At 72.7% G+C, this 17,934-nt stretch carries 16 protein-coding genes; 4 read left to right on the top strand and 12 right to left on the bottom strand.

Annotated elements, in window-relative coordinates; genetic code table 11:
* Nucleotides 1-104: 104 nt before the first annotated feature.
* From ACZLMO_RS15040 to glgA, 6 genes are all read right to left on the bottom strand, one after another.
* A complete protein-coding gene (locus ACZLMO_RS15040) occupies nt 105-2,063 on the bottom strand; it encodes an ABC transporter ATP-binding protein (protein ID WP_425715797.1) in 1,959 nt (652 codons plus the stop codon).
* Nucleotides 2,060-3,799, bottom strand: a complete 1,740-nt coding sequence (locus ACZLMO_RS15035) for an ABC transporter ATP-binding protein (RefSeq protein WP_425715798.1) — start codon at nt 3,797-3,799, stop codon at nt 2,060-2,062. Before ACZLMO_RS15035 ends, ACZLMO_RS15040 begins: the two co-directional genes overlap by 4 nt.
* A 211-nt stretch (nt 3,800-4,010) precedes the next feature.
* On the bottom strand, nt 4,011-5,426 hold the full coding sequence (locus ACZLMO_RS15030; RefSeq protein WP_463654190.1) for an SPFH domain-containing protein: 1,416 nt from the start codon (nt 5,424-5,426) through the stop codon (nt 4,011-4,013).
* A 48-nt stretch (nt 5,427-5,474) separates the two neighbouring features.
* Nucleotides 5,475-6,029: an NfeD family protein gene (locus ACZLMO_RS15025; RefSeq protein WP_425715800.1), complete on the bottom strand. Its 555-nt coding sequence runs from the start codon at nt 6,027-6,029 to the stop codon at nt 5,475-5,477.
* Nucleotides 6,030-6,074: 45 nt separating this feature from the next.
* Nucleotides 6,075-6,860, bottom strand: a complete 786-nt coding sequence (locus ACZLMO_RS15020; RefSeq protein WP_425715801.1) for an ABC transporter ATP-binding protein — start codon at nt 6,858-6,860, stop codon at nt 6,075-6,077.
* A gap of 126 nt (nt 6,861-6,986) precedes the next feature.
* Complete coding sequence (gene glgA, locus ACZLMO_RS15015; RefSeq protein ID WP_425715802.1) at nt 6,987-8,213, bottom strand: glycogen synthase; 1,227 nt, start codon at nt 8,211-8,213, stop codon at nt 6,987-6,989.
* Nucleotides 8,214-8,322: 109 nt separating this feature from the next.
* Here glgA and glgC point away from each other — a divergent pair, with 109 nt between their 5' ends.
* Together glgC and serB are read left to right on the top strand one after the other, a co-directional pair.
* Nucleotides 8,323-9,564, top strand: a complete 1,242-nt coding sequence (gene glgC / locus ACZLMO_RS15010; protein ID WP_425715803.1) for a glucose-1-phosphate adenylyltransferase — start codon at nt 8,323-8,325, stop codon at nt 9,562-9,564.
* Complete coding sequence (gene serB / locus ACZLMO_RS15005; RefSeq protein WP_463654189.1) at nt 9,561-10,628, top strand: phosphoserine phosphatase SerB; 1,068 nt, start codon at nt 9,561-9,563, stop codon at nt 10,626-10,628. Before glgC ends, serB begins: the two co-directional genes overlap by 4 nt.
* Nucleotides 10,629-10,713: 85 nt before the next feature.
* Here serB and ACZLMO_RS15000 read toward each other — a convergent pair whose 3' ends face one another.
* From ACZLMO_RS15000 to fabG, 3 genes are all read right to left on the bottom strand, one after another.
* Nucleotides 10,714-11,217: a SixA phosphatase family protein gene (locus tag ACZLMO_RS15000; protein WP_425715805.1), complete on the bottom strand. Its 504-nt coding sequence runs from the start codon at nt 11,215-11,217 to the stop codon at nt 10,714-10,716.
* Nucleotides 11,217-11,984, bottom strand: a complete 768-nt coding sequence (gene fabI, locus ACZLMO_RS14995) for an enoyl-ACP reductase FabI (RefSeq protein ID WP_425715806.1) — start codon at nt 11,982-11,984, stop codon at nt 11,217-11,219. Before fabI ends, ACZLMO_RS15000 begins: the two co-directional genes overlap by 1 nt.
* Nucleotides 11,985-12,071: 87 nt before the next feature.
* Nucleotides 12,072-12,797 (bottom strand): 3-oxoacyl-ACP reductase FabG, encoded by a 726-nt coding sequence (gene fabG, locus ACZLMO_RS14990; RefSeq protein ID WP_425715808.1) that lies wholly within the window; start codon nt 12,795-12,797, stop codon nt 12,072-12,074.
* Between the two features lie 138 nt (nt 12,798-12,935).
* On the opposite strand from fabG, the gene ACZLMO_RS14985 reads away from it, so the two are divergent.
* Nucleotides 12,936-13,349, top strand: a complete 414-nt coding sequence (locus ACZLMO_RS14985) for a DUF3099 domain-containing protein (RefSeq protein ID WP_463654188.1) — start codon at nt 12,936-12,938, stop codon at nt 13,347-13,349.
* Complete coding sequence (locus ACZLMO_RS14980; RefSeq protein WP_425715811.1) at nt 13,346-14,395, top strand: SURF1 family protein; 1,050 nt, start codon at nt 13,346-13,348, stop codon at nt 14,393-14,395. Before ACZLMO_RS14985 ends, ACZLMO_RS14980 begins: the two co-directional genes overlap by 4 nt.
* Here the strand turns inward: ACZLMO_RS14980 and ACZLMO_RS14975 are convergent.
* The 3 genes from ACZLMO_RS14975 to ACZLMO_RS14965 all read right to left on the bottom strand — a co-directional run bounded on the left by ACZLMO_RS14975 (nt 14,368) and on the right by ACZLMO_RS14965 (nt 17,618).
* The gene (locus ACZLMO_RS14975; protein WP_463654187.1) at nt 14,368-15,984 is read right to left on the bottom strand and encodes an ABC-F family ATP-binding cassette domain-containing protein; all 1,617 of its coding nucleotides are present in this window, start codon (nt 15,982-15,984) and stop codon (nt 14,368-14,370) included. The genes ACZLMO_RS14980 and ACZLMO_RS14975 overlap by 28 nt on opposite strands.
* A 252-nt stretch (nt 15,985-16,236) precedes the next feature.
* Nucleotides 16,237-17,181: a cation diffusion facilitator family transporter gene (locus tag ACZLMO_RS14970; protein WP_463654186.1), complete on the bottom strand. Its 945-nt coding sequence runs from the start codon at nt 17,179-17,181 to the stop codon at nt 16,237-16,239.
* The gene (locus ACZLMO_RS14965) at nt 17,178-17,618 is read right to left on the bottom strand and encodes an ArsR/SmtB family transcription factor (RefSeq protein WP_463654203.1); all 441 of its coding nucleotides are present in this window, start codon (nt 17,616-17,618) and stop codon (nt 17,178-17,180) included. Before ACZLMO_RS14965 ends, ACZLMO_RS14970 begins: the two co-directional genes overlap by 4 nt.
* Between the last annotated feature and the right edge of the window lie 316 nt (nt 17,619-17,934).

The raw sequence follows: 17,934 nt of genomic DNA, 5'->3' as shown, positions 1-17,934 counted from the left end.
AAACGTGCGAGATCAGGTGCAATAACCCCAGAGCTCGCCAACGTCACCTGATCTCGTGCGGGCGAGCCGACACGTCACCTGATCTGGTGCACCAACGGAAACCGCTACTGCCCCGAATCTTCCGCCCCGGCACCCTCACCATCAGCAGCATTCGCATCCCCCACCATCGCGCCCACGAACTGCGACTGGTAGAGCCGGAAGTACGCCCCCTCGGCAGCCAGCAGTTCCGCGTGCGCCCCCTGCTCGACGATCGCGCCGGCCTCCATGACGAGGATGACGTCGGCGTCGCGGATGGTGGACAGCCGGTGGGCGATGACGAACGCGGTGCGCCCCTCGCGCAGCCGCCCCATCGCCTCCTGGACGAGGACCTCGGTGCGGGTGTCCACGGAGCTGGTCGCCTCGTCGAGCACGAGGATCGCGGGGTCGGAGAGGAACGCCCGCGCGATCGTGATGAGCTGCCGCTCCCCCGCGGACACGCCCCCGCCGTCCTCCTCGATCATCGTGTCGTACCCCTGCGGCAGGGAGTGGACGAACCGCTCCACGCCGGCGGCGCGCCCGGCCTCCTCGACCTCCTCGCGCGTGGCCCCGTCGCGGCCGTAGGCGATGTTCTCCGCAACGGTCCCCTCGAACAGCCACGTGTCCTGCAGGACCATGCCGATGTGGCTGCGCAGGTGGTCGCGGGTCATCTCGCGGGTGTCCGCTCCGTCGACCAGGATCCGCCCCCCGCGCACCTCGTAGAACCGCATGAGCAGGTTGACGAGCGTCGTCTTCCCCGCCCCGGTGCGGCCGACGATCGCCACCGTCTGCCCCGGCCGGGCCCGCAGGTCGAGGCCGTCGATGAGCGGCACGTCGTCGACGTACCGGAAGGCGACGTCCTCGAAGTGCACGTCCCCGCGCACGTCCACCACCTCGCGCGGCTCCGAAGACTCCGGCTCCATCTCGTCGGCGTCGAGCAGCTCGAACACGCGCTCGGCGGACGCCCCGCCGGACTGGACGAGCGCCGCCATCCCGGCGAGCTGCCCGATCGGCTGTCCGAACTGCCGCGAGTAGGTGACGAACGCCTGGACCTCGCCCACGGTGATCCCGCCCTGGGACACTCGCAGAACCCCGAACACGGCCACGAGCACGTAGCTGATGTTCGAGACGAACTGCATGAGCGGCATCATCGTGCCGGAGAGGAACTGCGAGCGGTCGGCGGCGGCGACGAGCCGGTCGTTCTGCTCGACGAACCGGGTGCCGAACTCGTTCTCCGCGCCGAAGGCCTGGACGAGCTGGTGCCCGGTGAACGCCTCCTCCACGGTGCCGCCGACCTCGCCGGTCGCTGTCCAGTTCGCCACGTGGTGCGGCTGGGCGCGCTTGGCGACGATCGCCATGATGGCCGCCGAGACCGGCACGGTGACCACGGCGACGATCGCGAGCCGCCAGTCGATCCACACCATCATGGCGAGCACGCCGACGATCGTCAGCACCGAGGTGATGAGCTGGGACATCGTCTGGTTGAGCGCCTGGGTGATGTTGTCGATGTCGTTGGTCAGGCGGGAGAGCAGGTCGCCGCGCGAGCGGTGGTCGAGCTCGGCCAGCGGCATGGCGTCGACCTTGGCCTGGACCTTCGCGCGCAGCCGCACTCCGACCCGCTGGACCACGACGTTGAGGATGAGCATGTTGGCGGCCATCGCCATCGCGGCGCCCGCGAACACGCCGAGCGCCATCGCGAGGGCGCGGAGCAGCTCGGCACGGTCGAGGCCGGCGCCGGGCACGATGTCCCCCATCCCGGCGAGCATGTCCGCCACCTCGTCCTGCCCCACGGCGCGCAGCCCGCCGATGGCCTGGTCGAGCGTCACCCCCTCGGGGATGAGGCGGCTCGCGAACCCCTCGACCACCACGTCGGTCGCGTCGCCGAGGAAGCGCGGACCGAGGACGGACAGGAGCACGGAGAGAACACCGAGGAGCACGACGACGACGAGCAGCAGCCGCTCCGCCCGCATCTCGCCCAGCAGCCGCCTGATCGCGCCGCCGAAGTTCGCCGGCTTGTCCCCGGGCACGGGGCCGTGACGCTCGCTCATGCCGCCTCCTCCCGCGAGATCTGGGACAGGACGATCTCCCGGTACGTCGCGTTGCCGTCCATCAGCTCGGAATGGGTGCCGAGCCCGACGACGCGACCGGCGTCGAGCACGCAGATCTGGTCGGCGTCGCGGATCGTCGAGATGCGCTGGGCCACGACGAGGGTGGTCGCCCCGGCCGTCATCGTCGGCAGCGCGGCCCGCAGGCGGGCGTCGGTGGCCATGTCGAGCGCGGAGAAGGCGTCGTCGAAGACGTAGATCTCGCCGCCGCGGACGAGGGCCCGGGCGATGGCGAGGCGCTGCTTCTGGCCGCCGGAGAAGTTCGTGCCGCCCGGCTCGACGGCGGACTCGAGCCCGTCGTCGAGGTCCCGGACGAAGTCGGCTGCCTGTGCCACCTCGAGCGCCTGCCAGAGGCGGTCCTCGGGGACCTCGCTTGAGCCGAGCGACAGTGTCGAGCGCACGGTGCCGCCGAACAGGAACGCCTGCTGCGGGACGAGCGCGACCCGCGAGCGCACGTCGCCCAGCGCCGCGGCGCGCACGTCGACCCCGCCGATCCGCACGGAGCCCGCGGCCACGTCGAGCAGCCGCGGGAGCAGGTTGACGAGGGTGGTCTTGCCGGAGCCGGTCGAGCCGACGACCGCCGTCGTCGTGCCCGGTTCGAGCGTGAGCGTGACCCGGTCGAGGACGGGCTCCTCCGCGCCGGGGTAGCCGAAGGTCGCCTCGACGAGCTCGACCCGCCGGCCGGCCTGGCGCGGCCCGATCTCCTGCGGCTGCGCGGGCGGCGCGATCGCGGGCGTGATGTCGAGGACCTCGGTGATGCGGCGCGCGCAGACCTCGGCGCGCGGGATCATCATCAGCAGCATGACCGAGAACATCACGGACATGAAGATGAACATGAGATAGCTGAGGAAGGCGACGATCGAGCCGATCTCCATCTCCTGCGCGTCGACGCGCAGCCCGCCGAACCAGACGACGGCCACCTGCCCGCCCATGACGACCAGCTGGACGAGCGGGAACGTGATCCCGAAGATCACGCCGATGCGGCGCTGGGTGCCGGCGAGCTCGCGCGAGGCGGAGTCGAACGTGGCGCGCTGCGTCGACTGGCGGGTGAACGCGCGGATGACGCGGACGCCGGAGATCTGCTCGCGCATGAGCCGGTTGATGCGGTCGATGCGCTTCTGGACCACCTCGAACAGCGGACGCGCGAGGAGGATCGCGCCGAGCATGACGGCGAGGAGCACCGGCACCGCCGCGACGATGAGCCAGGACAGCGGCGGGTCCTCGAGGACGGCCATGACGATGCCGCCGACCATCATGAGCGGCGCCATGACGAGGAACATCGAGCCCATGAGGGTGACCATCTGGACCTGCAGGACGTCGTTGGTCGAGCGGGTGATGAGCGACGGAGCGCCGACCTGCGAGACCTCCGCGACCGAGAGCCGCTGGACGGTGGCGAACACCGAGCGCCGGATCTCGCCGCCGACCCGGGCCGCCATGCGCGCCGCGAGGAACGCCGTCGAGATCTGGGCGACCATCTGGATAGCCGAGATGCCGAGCATGACGAGCCCGATCCGGATGACGGCGTCGGAGTCGGCCGCGAGCAGGCCGTCGTTGATGACGTCCGCGGTGAGGCTGGGGAGCATCATCGCGGCGAGCGTCGAGACCAGCTGCAGCAGGAGGATGGCGCCCAGCGTGCGGGCGTGCGGGCGGAGGTAGAACCTCAGAAGGCGCAGAAGCACCCGGACATCCTGGCACCAAGCGGACAGGTCGTCGTCATCGGGTCGGGGCCCGGCGGGAATCCCGCCGCCGACCTGCACCGCGACCTGCCTCTCCGGGACGACGAGAGCCGGCCCTCGGCAGCGGGTGCGCTGCCGGGAGCCGGCTCTCGTTCAGGTCTCGCGTCGGTGGGCGGAACCTCCCGCCCGACGCCGAAGGGTCACCCCGGGTGGGTCAGCTCCCCTGCGGGGGCTGGCCGCCCGGGTTCCAGGCGCGCGTGGTGCCCGCCGGGCCGCGACCGGTCGCGGGGCCGCCGGGGCCGCCGGGGCCTCCGGGGCCTCCGGGGCCTCCGGGGCCTCCGGGGCCAGCCTGGCCGGCTCCCGGACCACCGACGACGGGTCCACCGGCCGCAGGACCGCCGGCCGCAGGACCGCCGGTGCTCGGCGCCGACGCGGCGCTCGCCTGCCCGGGACGGGCGGCCGCGGGGTCGGGCGAACCCGCACCCGCACCGCTCGCACCGGCACCGGACGCGGGGCTCGCGGCGGCACGTGCGCGCTGAGACCGGCGCCCACCACCGATGCCCGGGTCCTCGCTGGCCTCGCTCTCGGCGGTCTCGACCTCGGCGCGGGCCTCGCGCAGCGCCTCCTGCGGGTCCTGCAGGCTCACCGAGTTGAACGCGGTCGTCGGGGGCGGGCCGGAGCGTCGCGGCCCGGTCGGACCGTCGCCCTTCGGGGCGCGCGGCGGCGTCGGCGCCTTGAACCCACCGGTGGAGCCGTCCTCGGGACCGAACGCGCTGGACAGGGAGGCCATCGCGCCCGTGACCTCGGCGGGGATGAACCACATCTTGTTCGACGGGGTCTTCGCGATCTCCGGCAGCGTCTGGAGGTACTGGTAGGACAGCACCTTGTCGTCGGCATCGGCGGTGTGGATGGCCTCGAAGACCTCGTGGATGGCGCGGGACTCACCCTGGGCGCGGAGGACGGCGGCCTGGGCCTCACCCTCGGCGCGGAGGATCTGGGACTGCTTCTCACCCTCGGCCGTGAGGATCGCGGACTGCTTGACACCCTCGGCCGTGAGGATCGCGGCGCGGCGGTCGCGCTCGGCGCGCATCTGCTGCTCCATCGCGCCCTGGACGGACTGGGGCGGGTCGATCGCCTTGAGCTCGACGCGGTTGACGCGGATGCCCCAGCGGCCGGTCGCCTCGTCGAGGACGCCGCGGAGCTGGCCGTTGATCTGGTCGCGCGAGGTCAGCGTCTGCTCGAGGTCCATCGAGCCGATGACGTTGCGGAGCGTGGTGACGGTCAGCTGCTCGATACCGGTGATGTAGTTGGCGATCTCGTAGACCGCGGCGCCCGGCTCGGTGACCTGGAAGTAGATGACCGTGTCGATCGAGACCACGAGGTTGTCGGACGTGATGACGGGCTGCGGCGCGAAGGAGACGACCTGCTCGCGGAGGTCGACCCGGGCGCGGACCTTGTCGAAGAACGGGACGAGGACGTGGAAGCCGGCGAACATCGTCGAGTGGTACTTGCCGAGTCGCTCGACGATGAGGGCCCCGGCCTGGGGGACGATGACGACCGCCTTGCTGAGGATCACCACCACCGCGACCACGATGACGCCGAGGATGATCCACTGCGTGAGGTTGTCCACGTATCTCTCCTGTGTCGGTGCTGCGACGGCCCGGTCGGGGCGCCGGGGTCAGTAGCGGGGCTCGTGGCCGCCGGGGGCGGAGCCCGGGCGGTAGCTCGGCGGTCCCTGGTGCCCGGGGCCGAACCCGGTCGTCCACGGCTGCGCAGGGGGCCGGGTCCCGTAGGGATCACCCTCCACGTCGAGCGGGGCGACGACGGCGAACGCCCCGTCGATCTCGACGACCCGCACGTCCTCCTCGGGCGGCCGCGGCAGGACGTCGGGCGCGGTGCGGGCCGACCAGATCTCTCCGGCGAGCTTGACGCGGCCCTCGCGCTCGTTCACCTCGGTGACCGTGCGCGCCACCTGGCCGACCAGGCCGCGGACGTTCATCGGGGTGTCGGGCGTGGAGCGCGCGAGCATCTCCTTGACCCAGGGGCGCACGACGGCGAGCAGCGTGATGGCGACGAGCGCGGCGACGAGCGCCTGCACCCAGATCGGCGCGCCGGTGAGGGCGACGAGCGAGCCGGCGGCGGCGCCGCCGGCCAGCATGAGGAAGATGAGGTCGACGGTGAGCATCTCGACGATGCCGAGCACGATCGCCGTGACCAGCCAGATCCACCACATGGCCGGGCCTCCTCCCAGTAGGTGGGGCCAGTCTACCGGCGCGACCTAGTCCTTCCGGCGGGAGTGGTACCTGCCCTCGTCGACCGTGAGGGTGAGCGGCATGCGGTAGAGGGAGGAGATCGCCTCGGCCGTGAGGACCTCGTCGATCGGCCCCGCGGCGACGGCCGCGCCGTGGTCCATGAGAAGCGCGTGGGTGAACCCGGGCGGGATCTCCTCGAGGTGGTGGGTCACGAGGACCATGACCGGCCCGTGCGGGTCGCGGGCGAGCCGCGCGAGCGAGGCGACGAGCTCCTCGCGTCCGCCGAGGTCCATGCCGGCGGCGGGCTCGTCGAGGACGAGCACCTCGGGGTCCGGCATGAGGGCGCGCGCGATCTGGACGCGCTTGCGCTCGCCCGTGGACAGGGACCCGAAGGTCCTCTCGCGCAGGTCCTTCGCACCCACGTAGCTGAGGAGCGCACGGGCCCGGCCCGTGTCGAGGTCCTCGTAGGCCTCGCGCCAGCGGCCCGACATGCCGTAGGCGCCGGTGAGGACGACGTCGAGGACCGTCTCGGAGGCGTACAGTCGGCGCTCGTTCGCCGAGGAGGCGAAGCCGACGACCTGGCGCAGCTCGCCGACGTCGACCCGGCCGAGCCGCTCCCCGATGACCTCGACCGACCCGGTGGTGGGGAAGATCTGGCCCACGAGCAGCGAGACGAGCGTGGTCTTGCCCGCCCCGTTCGGGCCGACGATCACCCAGCGCTCGCCGTCGTCGACGGACCAGTCGACCCCCGCGAGCAGCTCGGAGGTGCCACGGCGCACGCGCACGTCGGACAGCGTCAGGACATCACCCATGGGCCCCAGCGTAGGTCGCGCGCGGAGGGCCCGCGGCCCGACCCGCCCGGCCCGGGCGTAGTGCCGGCCGGGTGCGGCCGCCCCGGCCGACGTGCCCGAAGAAGCCTCCGATGCCGGTCCCCGCGCCTACTGCCCGGCCAGCACGCTCTCGTAGACGGCGATCGTGCGCTCGGCCACCGCGGTCCAGGCGAAGTGCTCCTCGACGCGGCGGCGGGCGGCGGCGCCCTGGGCCCGCGCCTTCTCCCGGTCCGTCGCGAGCGCGGTGAGCGCGGCGGCGAGGTCGGCGTGGAACCGCTCGGGGTCCGTCGGCGTGCCGGTGCCGTCCTGGAGCTGGTCGATGGGGACGAGGGTGCCGGTCTCGCCGTCGACGATGACGTCCGGGATGCCGCCGGTGGCCGAGCCGACGACGGGGAGGCCCACCGCCATGGCCTCGAGGTTGACGATGCCGAGGGGCTCGTAGACGGACGGGCACACGAAGACGTCGCTCGCGGCGAGGACGGCGACGAGCTGCTCGCGCGGCAGCATCTCCTCGATCCACACGATGCCGGTACGGCGCTTCGCGAGCTCGGCCACGGCGCCGGAGACCTCCGCGGCGATCTCCTGGGTGTCCGGGGCGCCGGCGCACAGGACCACCTGGATCTCCTCGGGGAGCTGCTCGATCGCCGCGAGCAGGTGCGGCAGGCCCTTCTGCCGGGTGATGCGGCCGACGAACACGACCGTGGGCCGGTCGGCGTCGAGCCCGTAGCGCTCGCGGGCGGCCGCGATCGCGGCCTCGCCGTCGGGCCCCGTGGGACGTGCCCACTCGTCGAGGTCGATCCCGTTGTGGACCACGTGGACCTTGTCCGGGTCGACGCTCGGGTAGGCGCGCAGGATGTCGGACCGCATGCCGTTGGACACGGCGATGACGCCGGCCGCGCCCTCGTAGGCGGTGCGCTCGGCCCAGCTCGACAGGGCGTAGCCGCCGCCGAGCTGCTCGGCCTTCCACGGGCGCATCGGCTCGAGCGAGTGTGCGGAGAGCACGTGGGGCGCGCCGTGGAGCAGCCCGCCGAGGTGGCCGGCGAGGTTGGCGTACCAGGTGTGGGAGTGGACGAGGTCGGTGCCCTCGAGCCGGTCGGCGATCTGCAGGTCCACCCCGAACGTGCGCAGGGCGGCGTTCGCGCCCTCGAGCTGGGGCACCTCGTCGTAGCCGGTGACGGGCACGCCGCCGGGGCCGTCCTCGGTGCGCGGGCCGTCGAAGGCGTGCACGCGCACGTCGAGGTCCGGCCGCAGGACGCGGGCCAGCTCCGAGACGTGCACGCCGGCGCCGCCGTAGATGTGCGGCGGGTACTCGCGGGTGATCAGGTCGACTCTCACGGTGCTCTCCTCGGCATCGTCGCGCGTGCGTGCTGGGGCCCACTCTGCCGGGGCCGTGCGGCGGCGGCAACGCGTGCTGCGGGTCACAGGTTCGGCTTAGGGTGTCCCCATGGCATCCCCACGCGTGCTCGCGATCGTCCTGGCCGGCGGCGAGGGTAAGCGGCTCATGCCGCTCACCGCGGACCGCGCCAAGCCCGCCGTCCCCTTCGGTGGGACCTATCGCCTCATCGACTTCGCCCTGTCGAACATCGTCAACTCCGGGTACCTCAAGATCGTGGTGCTCACGCAGTACAAGTCGCACTCCCTCGACCGCCACATCACCCAGACCTGGCGGATGTCCAACCTGCTGGGCAACTACGTGGCGCCGGTGCCCGCCCAGCAGCGCAAGGGGAAGAACTGGTTCCTCGGCTCCGCCGACGCGATCTACCAGTCGCTCAACCTCATCGACGACGAGCGGGCGGACATCGTGGTGGTGGTCGGTGCCGACAACATCTACCGCATGGACTTCTCCCAGATGGTCGACCAGCACATCGAGTCCGGGTTCCCGCTCACGGTGGCCGGGATCCGGCAGCCGCTGTCGCTGTCCGACCAGTTCGGCGTCATCCAGGCCTCGGCCGACGACCCGCACAAGATCGAGAGCTTCCTCGAGAAGCCGAAGGACGCCGTGGGCCTGCCCGACGCGCCCGACCAGATCCTCGCGTCGATGGGCAACTACGTGATGGACGCCGACGCCCTGCGCGAGGCCGTCATCGCCGACGCGGACGACTCCGGGTCGAACCACGACATGGGCGGCAACATCGTGCCGAGCTTCGTCGCCGAGGGCCGGGCGGGGCTGTACGACTTCACGTTCAACGAGGTCCCCGGGGCCAGCGACCGGGACAAGGCGTACTGGCGCGACGTCGGAACCGTGGACGCGTTCTACGAGGCCAACATGGACCTCATCTCCGTGGTCCCGGTGTTCAACCTCTACAACGATCAGTGGCCCCTGCACACCGGCTACCACGGGCTCGCCCCGGCGAAGTTCGTCTACGGGCACCAGGAGCGCCTGGGCCACGCGCTCGACTCGATCATCTCCCCCGGCGTCATCATCTCCGGCGGCGAGGTCGTCGGCTCGATCCTCTCCCCCGGCGTCCGGGTGAACTCGTGGTCCTCGGTGCGGGACTCCGTCCTCTTCGACGGCGTCCAGGTCGGCCGCAACGCCACGGTGAACAAGGCGATCCTCGACAAGAACGTCGTCGTCGAGCAGGGCGCAACCATCGGCGTCGACCACGAGCACGATCGTGCGCGCGGCTACACCATCACCCCGGGGGGCATCACCGTCGTCCCCAAGGGGAAGACGGTCACGAGGTGACGGCGGGCCCCTCGTCCGCCGGCCTGCGGCCGGTTCCGACCGTCCCCGCCGGGGGCGGCACGGCGCTGCGCGTCACGCTCGTCTCCCCGCGGCCCGTGCCGGTCTCGCTCGTCACGCACGTCGGTGACCTGCTCGCCGGCCGGTCCGACGACGTCGCGGCCGCCCACGGCATGCTCGGCCCGCTGCGCACCGTCGGCTGGGCCCTCCGCCTCCCCGCCCCCGTCGGCCGCGAGGGGGATTCGTCGTCGTCGGTGGTCGAGGGTGCGGGTCAGGACGAGGTGCACGACGACGAACGACCCACCGACGGACCCTCGTCCTTCGCCCGCACGGCGCTCGCGCTGCGCGACGAGATTCGCGGTCCGGCCACGGCCCTCGGCGTCGACGTGGCCGTCACCACCGGCGACCTGGCCGAGGACGGGCCCGGGCTCGTCCTCACCGACGTCGACTCCACGCTGTTCGCGAACGAGGTCATCGAGCTCGTCGCCGCGCACGCCGGGGTCGAGGCCGAGGTCGCGGCGGTGACCGAGCGGGCGATGCGCGGCGAGCTCGACTTCCGCGAGTCGCTCGACGCTCGGGTCGCGCTGATCGCCGGGCTCGAGGCGGAGCCGGTCCTCGAGGCGGTGCGCGGCGCCGTCGAGCTCTCCCCCGGCGCCGCGGACATGTTCCTGCGCGCGCGGGACGCGGGCGTTCCCACGGGCGTGGTCTCGGGCGGGTTCGTCGAGGTCGTCGGTCCCCTGGTCGAGGAGCTCGGCGTGCGGTTCGTCGCGGCCAACCGGTTCGAGATCGAGGACGGGAGGCTGACCGGGCGCACGGTCGGCGACGTCGTCGACCGGTCCGCGAAGGCCACGCACGCCCGCGCCTGGGCCGCCGGGGCCGGCGTGCCGATGAGCCGGCTGCTCGCCGTCGGCGACGGCGCGAACGACCTCGACCTGCTCGGCGCGGCCGGGCTCGGCGTGGGCTACGGGAGCAGGCCGGTCGTGCGCGAGAACGCCGACGCGTTCATCAGCAGCGACCGGCTCGACACCGCGCTCGCCCTGACGGGTGTGGCCGACCCGGTCGACTGACCGAGCCTCTCCGGTCGAGAGTGCGGGTCAGCTCGTCGACTGGTCGAGAGTGCGACTCAGCTCGTCGACTGGTCGAGAGTGCGGCTCAGGCCGAGGGCCGGACGAGTGCCCGCAGGTGGGCGGTCCGCGCGTCCAGGTCGGACCACGTGGTGGGGACGTCGAGCACGCAGGCGGTCGCCGTCGGGACCCCGAGGGAGACCTGGAGGGCGAGGGAGTCCTTGCGGTCGTCGTGCAGGTGGGCGGCGAGCGAGGAGATCGTCGGCTCGTGGCCCACGACGAGCAGCACGCCGGGGTCGCCCTCCGTGTCGCGCACGAGGTCGAGCAGGCCGCGCGCGGCGTACTGGTAGATCTCCGGGACGTCGCGCCGCTCACCGACCTCGACCCCCTCGCGCAGGAGCGTGGCGGTGGAGGCCGCACGCGCCGCGGTCGAGACGAGCGCGACGTCGATCGCCCCCACCTCGGCCGCGAGCAGCGGACCGAGCGCCCGCGCCTGGCGCTCGCCGCGCCCCGAGAGCTCGCGGGAGGCGTCCCCCGCCCGCCCGTGCTGGGCGGCCTTCGCGTGCCTGAGCAGGATGAGCGTCCGGGTCATCACTGACCCATGGCGTGCACGCCGCCGTCCGCGTGCACGATCTCGCCGGTGGTCGAGGGCAGCCACTCCGAGCACAGGGCGACCACGGTGCGCGCGGTCGGCTCGGCGTCGGTGACGTCCCAGCCGAGGGGGGCGCGCTCGTCCCAGGTCGACTCCATCTGGTCGAAGCCGGGGATCGACGTGGCGGCGGTCGTCCGCACGGGGCCGGCGGAGACGAGGTTGACGCGGATGCCGTCCGGCCCGAGGTCCCGGGCGAGGTAGCGGGCGGTCGCCTCGAAGGCGGCCTTGGACACGCCCATCCAGTCGTACACGGGCCACGCGTAGGAGCCGTCGAACGTCAGGCCCACCACGGCGGAGCCCGGCGCCATGAGCGGCTTCGCGGCCACGGCGAGCGACTTGAGCGAGTACGCGGAGACCTCGAGTGCGGTGGCGACGTCCGCCCACTCCGCCTGGAGGAAGTTCCCGCCCATCACCGACTGCGGGGCGAACCCGATCGAGTGGACCACGGCGTCGAGGTGGTCGACGTGCTCGCGCACGCGCGAGTCCAGCGCGGCGAGGTCGTCCGCGTCGGTGACGTCGAGCTGGACGACCGGCGCCTCGGTGGGCAGGCGACGCGACGTGACCTCGGTCAGCCGCATCTGGCGGCCGAAGGACGTGAGCACCACGGTGGCGCCCTGCTCCTGCGCGAGCCGCGCCACGTGGAAGGCGATGGAGTTGTTCTTCAGCACGCCGGTGACGAGCACCGTCTTGCCCTCCAGCAGTCCCATGGGAGTCCTCTTCTCGTTCGGGGGGAGTGACCGCGCGGACGCGGCCGGGGTTCGTGGGGCCGGTGCCCCGTGGTCAGCGGCCCACGGTCAGTGCCCCATGCCGAGTCCGCCGTCGACGGGGATGACCGCGCCGGAGACGTAGCCGGCCGCCGGGGAGGCGAGGAACTCGACGACGCCGGCGACGTCGTCGATGTCCCCGAACCGGCCCGCGGGGATCGCGCCGAGGTAGGTCTCCTGCTGGGCCTCGGGCAGCACCCGGGTCATCTCGGTGTCGATGAATCCCGGGGCCACGACGTTGGCCGTGATCGAGCGCTTGCCGAGCTCGCGGGTGATCGAGCGCGCCATGCCGACGAGCCCGGCCTTGGCGGCCGAGTAGTTGACCTGGCCCGGCCCGCCGTAGAGGCCGATGACCGAGGAGATGAGCACGATCCGACCTCGGCGCAGCCGGATCATCCCCTTGGACGCCCGGCGGGCGATCTTGAAGGCCCCGCCGAGGTTGGTCTGCAGGACCTCGTCGAAGTCCTCGTCGCTCATCCGCATGAGCAGCTGGTCGCGGGTGATCCCGGCGTTGGCCACGACCACCTCGACCGGGCCGTGGGCCTCCTCGGCCGCCGAGAAGGCAGCGTCGACGTCGTCGGTGCTCGCCACGTCGCCCGCCAGGGCGAGCGTGCCCTCGGGGCCGCGGCCGGAGCGGGAGAGCACCGCCACCTTGTCCCCCAGGTCGACGAACCGGCGGGCGATCGCCTCGCCGATCCCCTGGGACGCCCCGGTGACGAGCACGCTGCGGGGTTCGTACGTGTTGCTCGCGGTCACGTCATCTCCTCGATGCTTGCCGTACGCACCCGGGACACGCTAGCCGATGAGCTCCGGGGCTTCGCGCCACCGTCCGGTGCGCGGCCCCGGTCGCGCAGGTGGCAGCCGTGCCCCGGGAGGTCGGCGTAGCCTGGTGGGATGACCAGGGTCCGGCGCGCAGGAGCCGCACCCGCGACCCACTCCTCGGCGCGCGTGCGGGGGCGTCGGCGTGCCGAGCCCGTGACGATCACGGGGGCCGCCCCGTCCCTGCAGGACGACCTCTCCGGCCGGATGCGCCGCTACTGGCTGCTCATGGGCGTCCGGATCGCGTGCCTCGCCTCGCTCGTCGTCGTCCCCCGCCAGTGGTGGTGGGTGTCCATCGGCCTCGCGCTCGCCGCTCCCCTGCTCGCCGTGCTCGTCGCCAACTCGGGCCGCGAGGGCGGGGGGCCGAGCGCCGGACGCACGGGTCGGGAACTCGTCACGCTCCAGCCCGACGACGACGCAGCCTCGCCGTCCGCCGACGCCCGGCGCGCCCCGACCTATCACGTGCGCCCCGGGGAGTTCCTGCGGTGACCGGCCAGGACATGCCGGGGCCGCGGGGCGTCGGCCGGTGGGCCTTCCTGCGCACCCCCCGCTGGCTGGGGCTCATGGCCGTCAGCGTGCTGGCCGCCCTCACCTGCGTGTGGCTCGGGACCTGGCAGCTCGACCGGCACGAGGAGAAGGTCGAGCGGCGCGACGCCGTCGAGCAGGCCGAGGCCGCCGCGCCGGTACCCGCCGAGGAGCACGTCGGCGACCTGCTCGTCGACGAGTCCGACACCTGGCGGTACGTCACCGTCACCGGCGAGTGGGTCGAGGGCACCACGCTCGGGCTGCGCAACCGGCCGGTCGAGGGCACGCCGGCCGTCCACGTGGTCGACCTGTTCGCCACCGAGCTCGGCGGGCAGGAGGTCGTCCTGCCGGTGGACCGGGGCTGGCTGCCCTCCGAGGTCGACATGACGCCCGCCGACCTGCCGCGCCCGCCGGACGGGGAGGCCACGCTGACGGTGCGGCTGAGGCCGGCGGAGCACGGCTCGACCCGCGAGCCGGCCCCGGGGTGGCTGTACTCGATCGAGGAGGACGCGCTGCGCCGCTCGCTCGCGGCCCTCACCGATCCCGCGCCCGGGGCGATCGCGGTGGCGGACGGGGGTGTCGGCGTCGTCTCGGGGTTCGGGGAGCTCATCGACTCCGAGCCCGCGGCGGCGGACGGCCTCTCCGGGCTCCCGCGGCCGGACGTCTCGCTGCGCAACCACCTCAGCTACGCGTTCCAGTGGTTCGTGTTCGCGATCGGGTCGCTCGCGATCGTGCCGCTGCTGGCGCGCCGCGAGGTCGACGAGGCCGACGAGGAGCTGCTCGCCGGCACGCCCTACGCGCGCGGGGGCGCCCTGTCCGCGCGCGCCGGGAAGAAGGTCTCCGACGCCGAGGAGGAGGACGCCTGGCTCGACGCCGCAGAGTCGGCCGAGGGTGCCGGTGCGGGTGCGGGTGTCACGGCGGACGATCAGGGCGCGAGCCCGGATCAGGACGGGTGCCCGGATCAAACCGCGCAGGCCGGCGGTCAGGCCAGCGTGACGAGCTCGAGGTAGTCGGCCGACCAGAGGTCCTCATCGCCGTCGGGCAGAAGGAGGACCCGCTCGGGGTTGAGCGACTGGACGGCGCCCTCGTCGTGGGTCACCAGCACGACCGCGCCAGTGAAGGTCGCCAGCGCGCCGAGGATCTCCTCGCGCGAGGCCGGGTCGAGGTTGTTCGTGGGCTCGTCGAGCAGCAGCACGTTGGCCGATGAGACGACGAGGACCGCGAGCGCGAGCCGGGTCTTCTCGCCACCGGACAGCACGCCGGCGGGCTTGTCGGCGTCGGACCCGGAGAAGAGGAACGACCCGAGGACCGAGCGGACCTGCGTGTCCGTGAGGTCCGGCGCCGAGCTGCGGAGGTTCTCCACGACCGTGCGGTTCGTGTCGAGGGTCTCGTGCTCCTGCGCGTAGTAGCCGATCTTCAGGCCGTGGCCGGGGATGACCTCGCCGGTGTCCGGCTGCTCCACGCCGCCGAGGATCCGCAGGAGGGTGGTCTTGCCGGCGCCGTTGAGGCCGAGGATGACCACCTTCGAGCCGCGGTCGATCGCGAGGTCCACGCCCGACAACACCTCGAGCGACCCGTACGACTTCGACAGGTCCTGCGCGGTGAGCGGGGTGCGGCCGCAGGGGGCGGGATCCGGGAAGCGGAGCGCCGCGACACGGTCCTGGACGCGGGTCGCCTCGAGTCCCGAGGTCAGGCGCTCGGCGCGGCGGATCATGTTCTGCGCGGCGACGGCCTTCGTGGCCTTCGCGCGCATCTTGTCCGCCTGCGCCATGAGGGTCGAGGCCTTCTTCTCGGCGTTGGCGCGCTCGCGGCGGCGGCGCTTCTCGTCGACCTCGCGCTGCTTGACGTAGGCGTCCCAGCCGAGGTTGTACGTGTCGAGCTCGCCGCGGTTGGCGTCGAGGTGCCACACGGTGTTGACGGTCTCGCGCAGCAGGTCGACGTCGTGGGAGATGACGACGAAGCCGCCCTGGTAGCTCTTGAGGTGCTCGCGCAGCCAGACGATCGAGTCGTGGTCGAGGTGGTTCGTCGGCTCGTCGAGCAGGAGCGTGTCCGCGCCGGAGAAGAGGATCCGGGCGAGCTCGACGCGGCGGCGCTGACCGCCGGACAGGGTGTGCAGCGGCTGGTCGAGGATGCGGGTCGGCAGCGCGAGTGCCGACGTCATCGCCGCCGCCTCGGACTCCGCGGCCCAGCCGCCGAGGGCCTCGAACTCGGCGTCGAGACGGACGTAGCGCTCGGTGGCCTTCGCGGCCTTGTCCGGGTTCGACAGGTCGCCCATCTCGCGCTCGGCCTTGCGCAGGCGCCCGAGCAGGGTGTCGATGCCGCGGGCGGACAGGACGCGGTCGCGCGCGTGGACGTCGAGGTCGCCGGTGCGCGGGTCCTGCGGGAGGTAGCCGACGGTGCCGGAGCGCGTGAGGTCACCGGTGTGCGCGACGGTCGAGCTCGTGGCGTCGGCCCCGGCGAGGAGCTTGGTCAGCGTGGTCTTGCCGGCGCCGTTGCGTCCGACGAGCCCGATCTTCATGCCGGTGTCGATGCGGAACGTGCCCGAACGGAGCAGCTCGCGGTCGCCGATGGACATGGAGATGTCGCGGGCGGTGATCATGGGGGCCTTTCGTGGGGCGGGCGTGCCGGCGGAGGACATGTGGTGCGCGGTGGGCCGGACGCAGGGCCACCAGCCATCGTAACGGCGGGCGCACGCGATTTCCGGGCGGCACCTGTTCCGTCGAGCACCCTCCGTCGCGTTCGCCGAGATTGCGGTTCGTGCTCGTCGAGATTGCGGTTGGTGCCCGCCGAGATTGCGGTTGGTGCTCGCCGAGATTGCGGTTGGGGCCCCAACCGCAATCTCGACGACGAGCTACGCGTGGTGCATGTCCGCGCACGAGCGCTCGCGCGTGGCGGCGGTCTCGAGCTGAATCGTCGCGTGGTCGAACGACACGGGGAAGTGTTCGCGCACGCACGCGCGGATGGTCTCGAGGATCTCGGGGGCGTGACCGGAGGCGAAGCAGTGGTCGTCGACCACCACGTGCGCGGAGATCACGGGCATGCCGGTGCCGATCTCGGAGGCGTGCAGGTCGTGCACCTCGCGGACGTGCTCGAGCTCGAGGAGATGAGTCCGCACGTCGTCGAGGTCCACCCCGCGCGGCGTGTACTCGAGCAGCACCCGCCCGGTGTCCCGCACGATCCGCAGCGCGCGCGGCACGATGAGCGCCACGATCACCAGGCCCGCGATCGTGTCGGCCCGCTCGAAGCCGGTAAACCGGATGACGACCGCACCGACGATGACGGCCACCGACCCGAGCGCGTCAGCAAGCACCTCGAGGAACGCGGCCCGCATGTTGCGGTTGGCCTCCCGCCCACCGCCGAGGACCGCGAGGGCGGCGAGGTTCGCCACGAGCCCGACGACGCCGAACACCACCAGCTCGGTGGCCGCGATCTCGGTCGGAGCGGCAAGACGGCGCACCGCCTCGACCGCCGCGTAGACGCCGACGGCGAGCAGGAGCACCGCCTGGCCGAGCGCGGCGATCACCTCGGCGCGGGCGAAGCCCCAGGTCCGCTCGCTCGTCGCGGGCCGGGCCATCATCGTGGCGGCAAGGACGGCGACCACGAGGCCGACCGCGTCCGCCGCGGCGTGCGCCGTGTCGGTGAGCAGGGCGAGGCTGCCGGTCACCGCGCTGCCGACGAGCTGGGCGAGAACGATCCCGACCGTGAGGACGAGGGCGACGATCAGGCGGCGCCGCAGCCTCGGGTCGGCCGACGCCGCGGCCGGGTCGACGCCGTGCGCGTGGCCGTCGTGGCTCATGGGGCCGCCCCGGCACTCCCCCGGCCCCGCTCGGCGGTGCCGGCGTCGTCGTAGGGGTTCGGTGCCACTATGTCGTCAGGGCTCGGTGCCGCCTCGTCGTCGTGGCTGTGTTGCACCGCGCCGGGCGTGATCCCGGCCGCGACGAGCAGCGCGTCCGCCCGCGCGCGCAGGTCGGCGAGCCGCTCCGGGTCGGCGATCGCGAACCACGACGCCCGCCCCTCGGCGCGGACGGTGACGAGCCCGCAGTCGCGCAGGCACGCGAGGTGCTTGCTCACGGTGGACTGCGCGAGGTGCATGTGGTCGACGAGGTCCCGCACGCGGTGCTCGCCGGTGGTCAGGTGGTCGAGGAGAGCGAGTCGCGCGGGCTCGGCGAGCGCGTGGAAGAGCAGGGCGTGCGCACCGGTGGCGCTCGTCGTCGTCGGACCCTCGTCTTTCATCGCCACATGACGATGCTAGCGCTTTCAAGCGATACTGGCCAGGATCCGAGCCGTGCAGCAGACCCTTCGTCGAGATTGCAGTTGGGGCCCCAACCGCAATCTCGACGAGCACCAACCGCAATCTCGACGAGCACCAACCGCTGTGAGTGTGGGGGTGGCTGGTCTGGGACTGGCTGGCAGGGTGGTGGCTGGTCGTTCCGCTCGTGGGTGTGACTCGGCGAACCGCAGACCCCTTGTTGGGGGTGTCTGGAGATTGATCTGTCCGCCCATGGGTGGGGTGGCCGGCACCGTCCTGGCCCATCTCGGAGACCTGATC

This window comes from Georgenia sp. G2120 (assembly GCF_055326485.1).
This window is presented reverse-complemented; position numbering and strand designations above follow the sequence as displayed.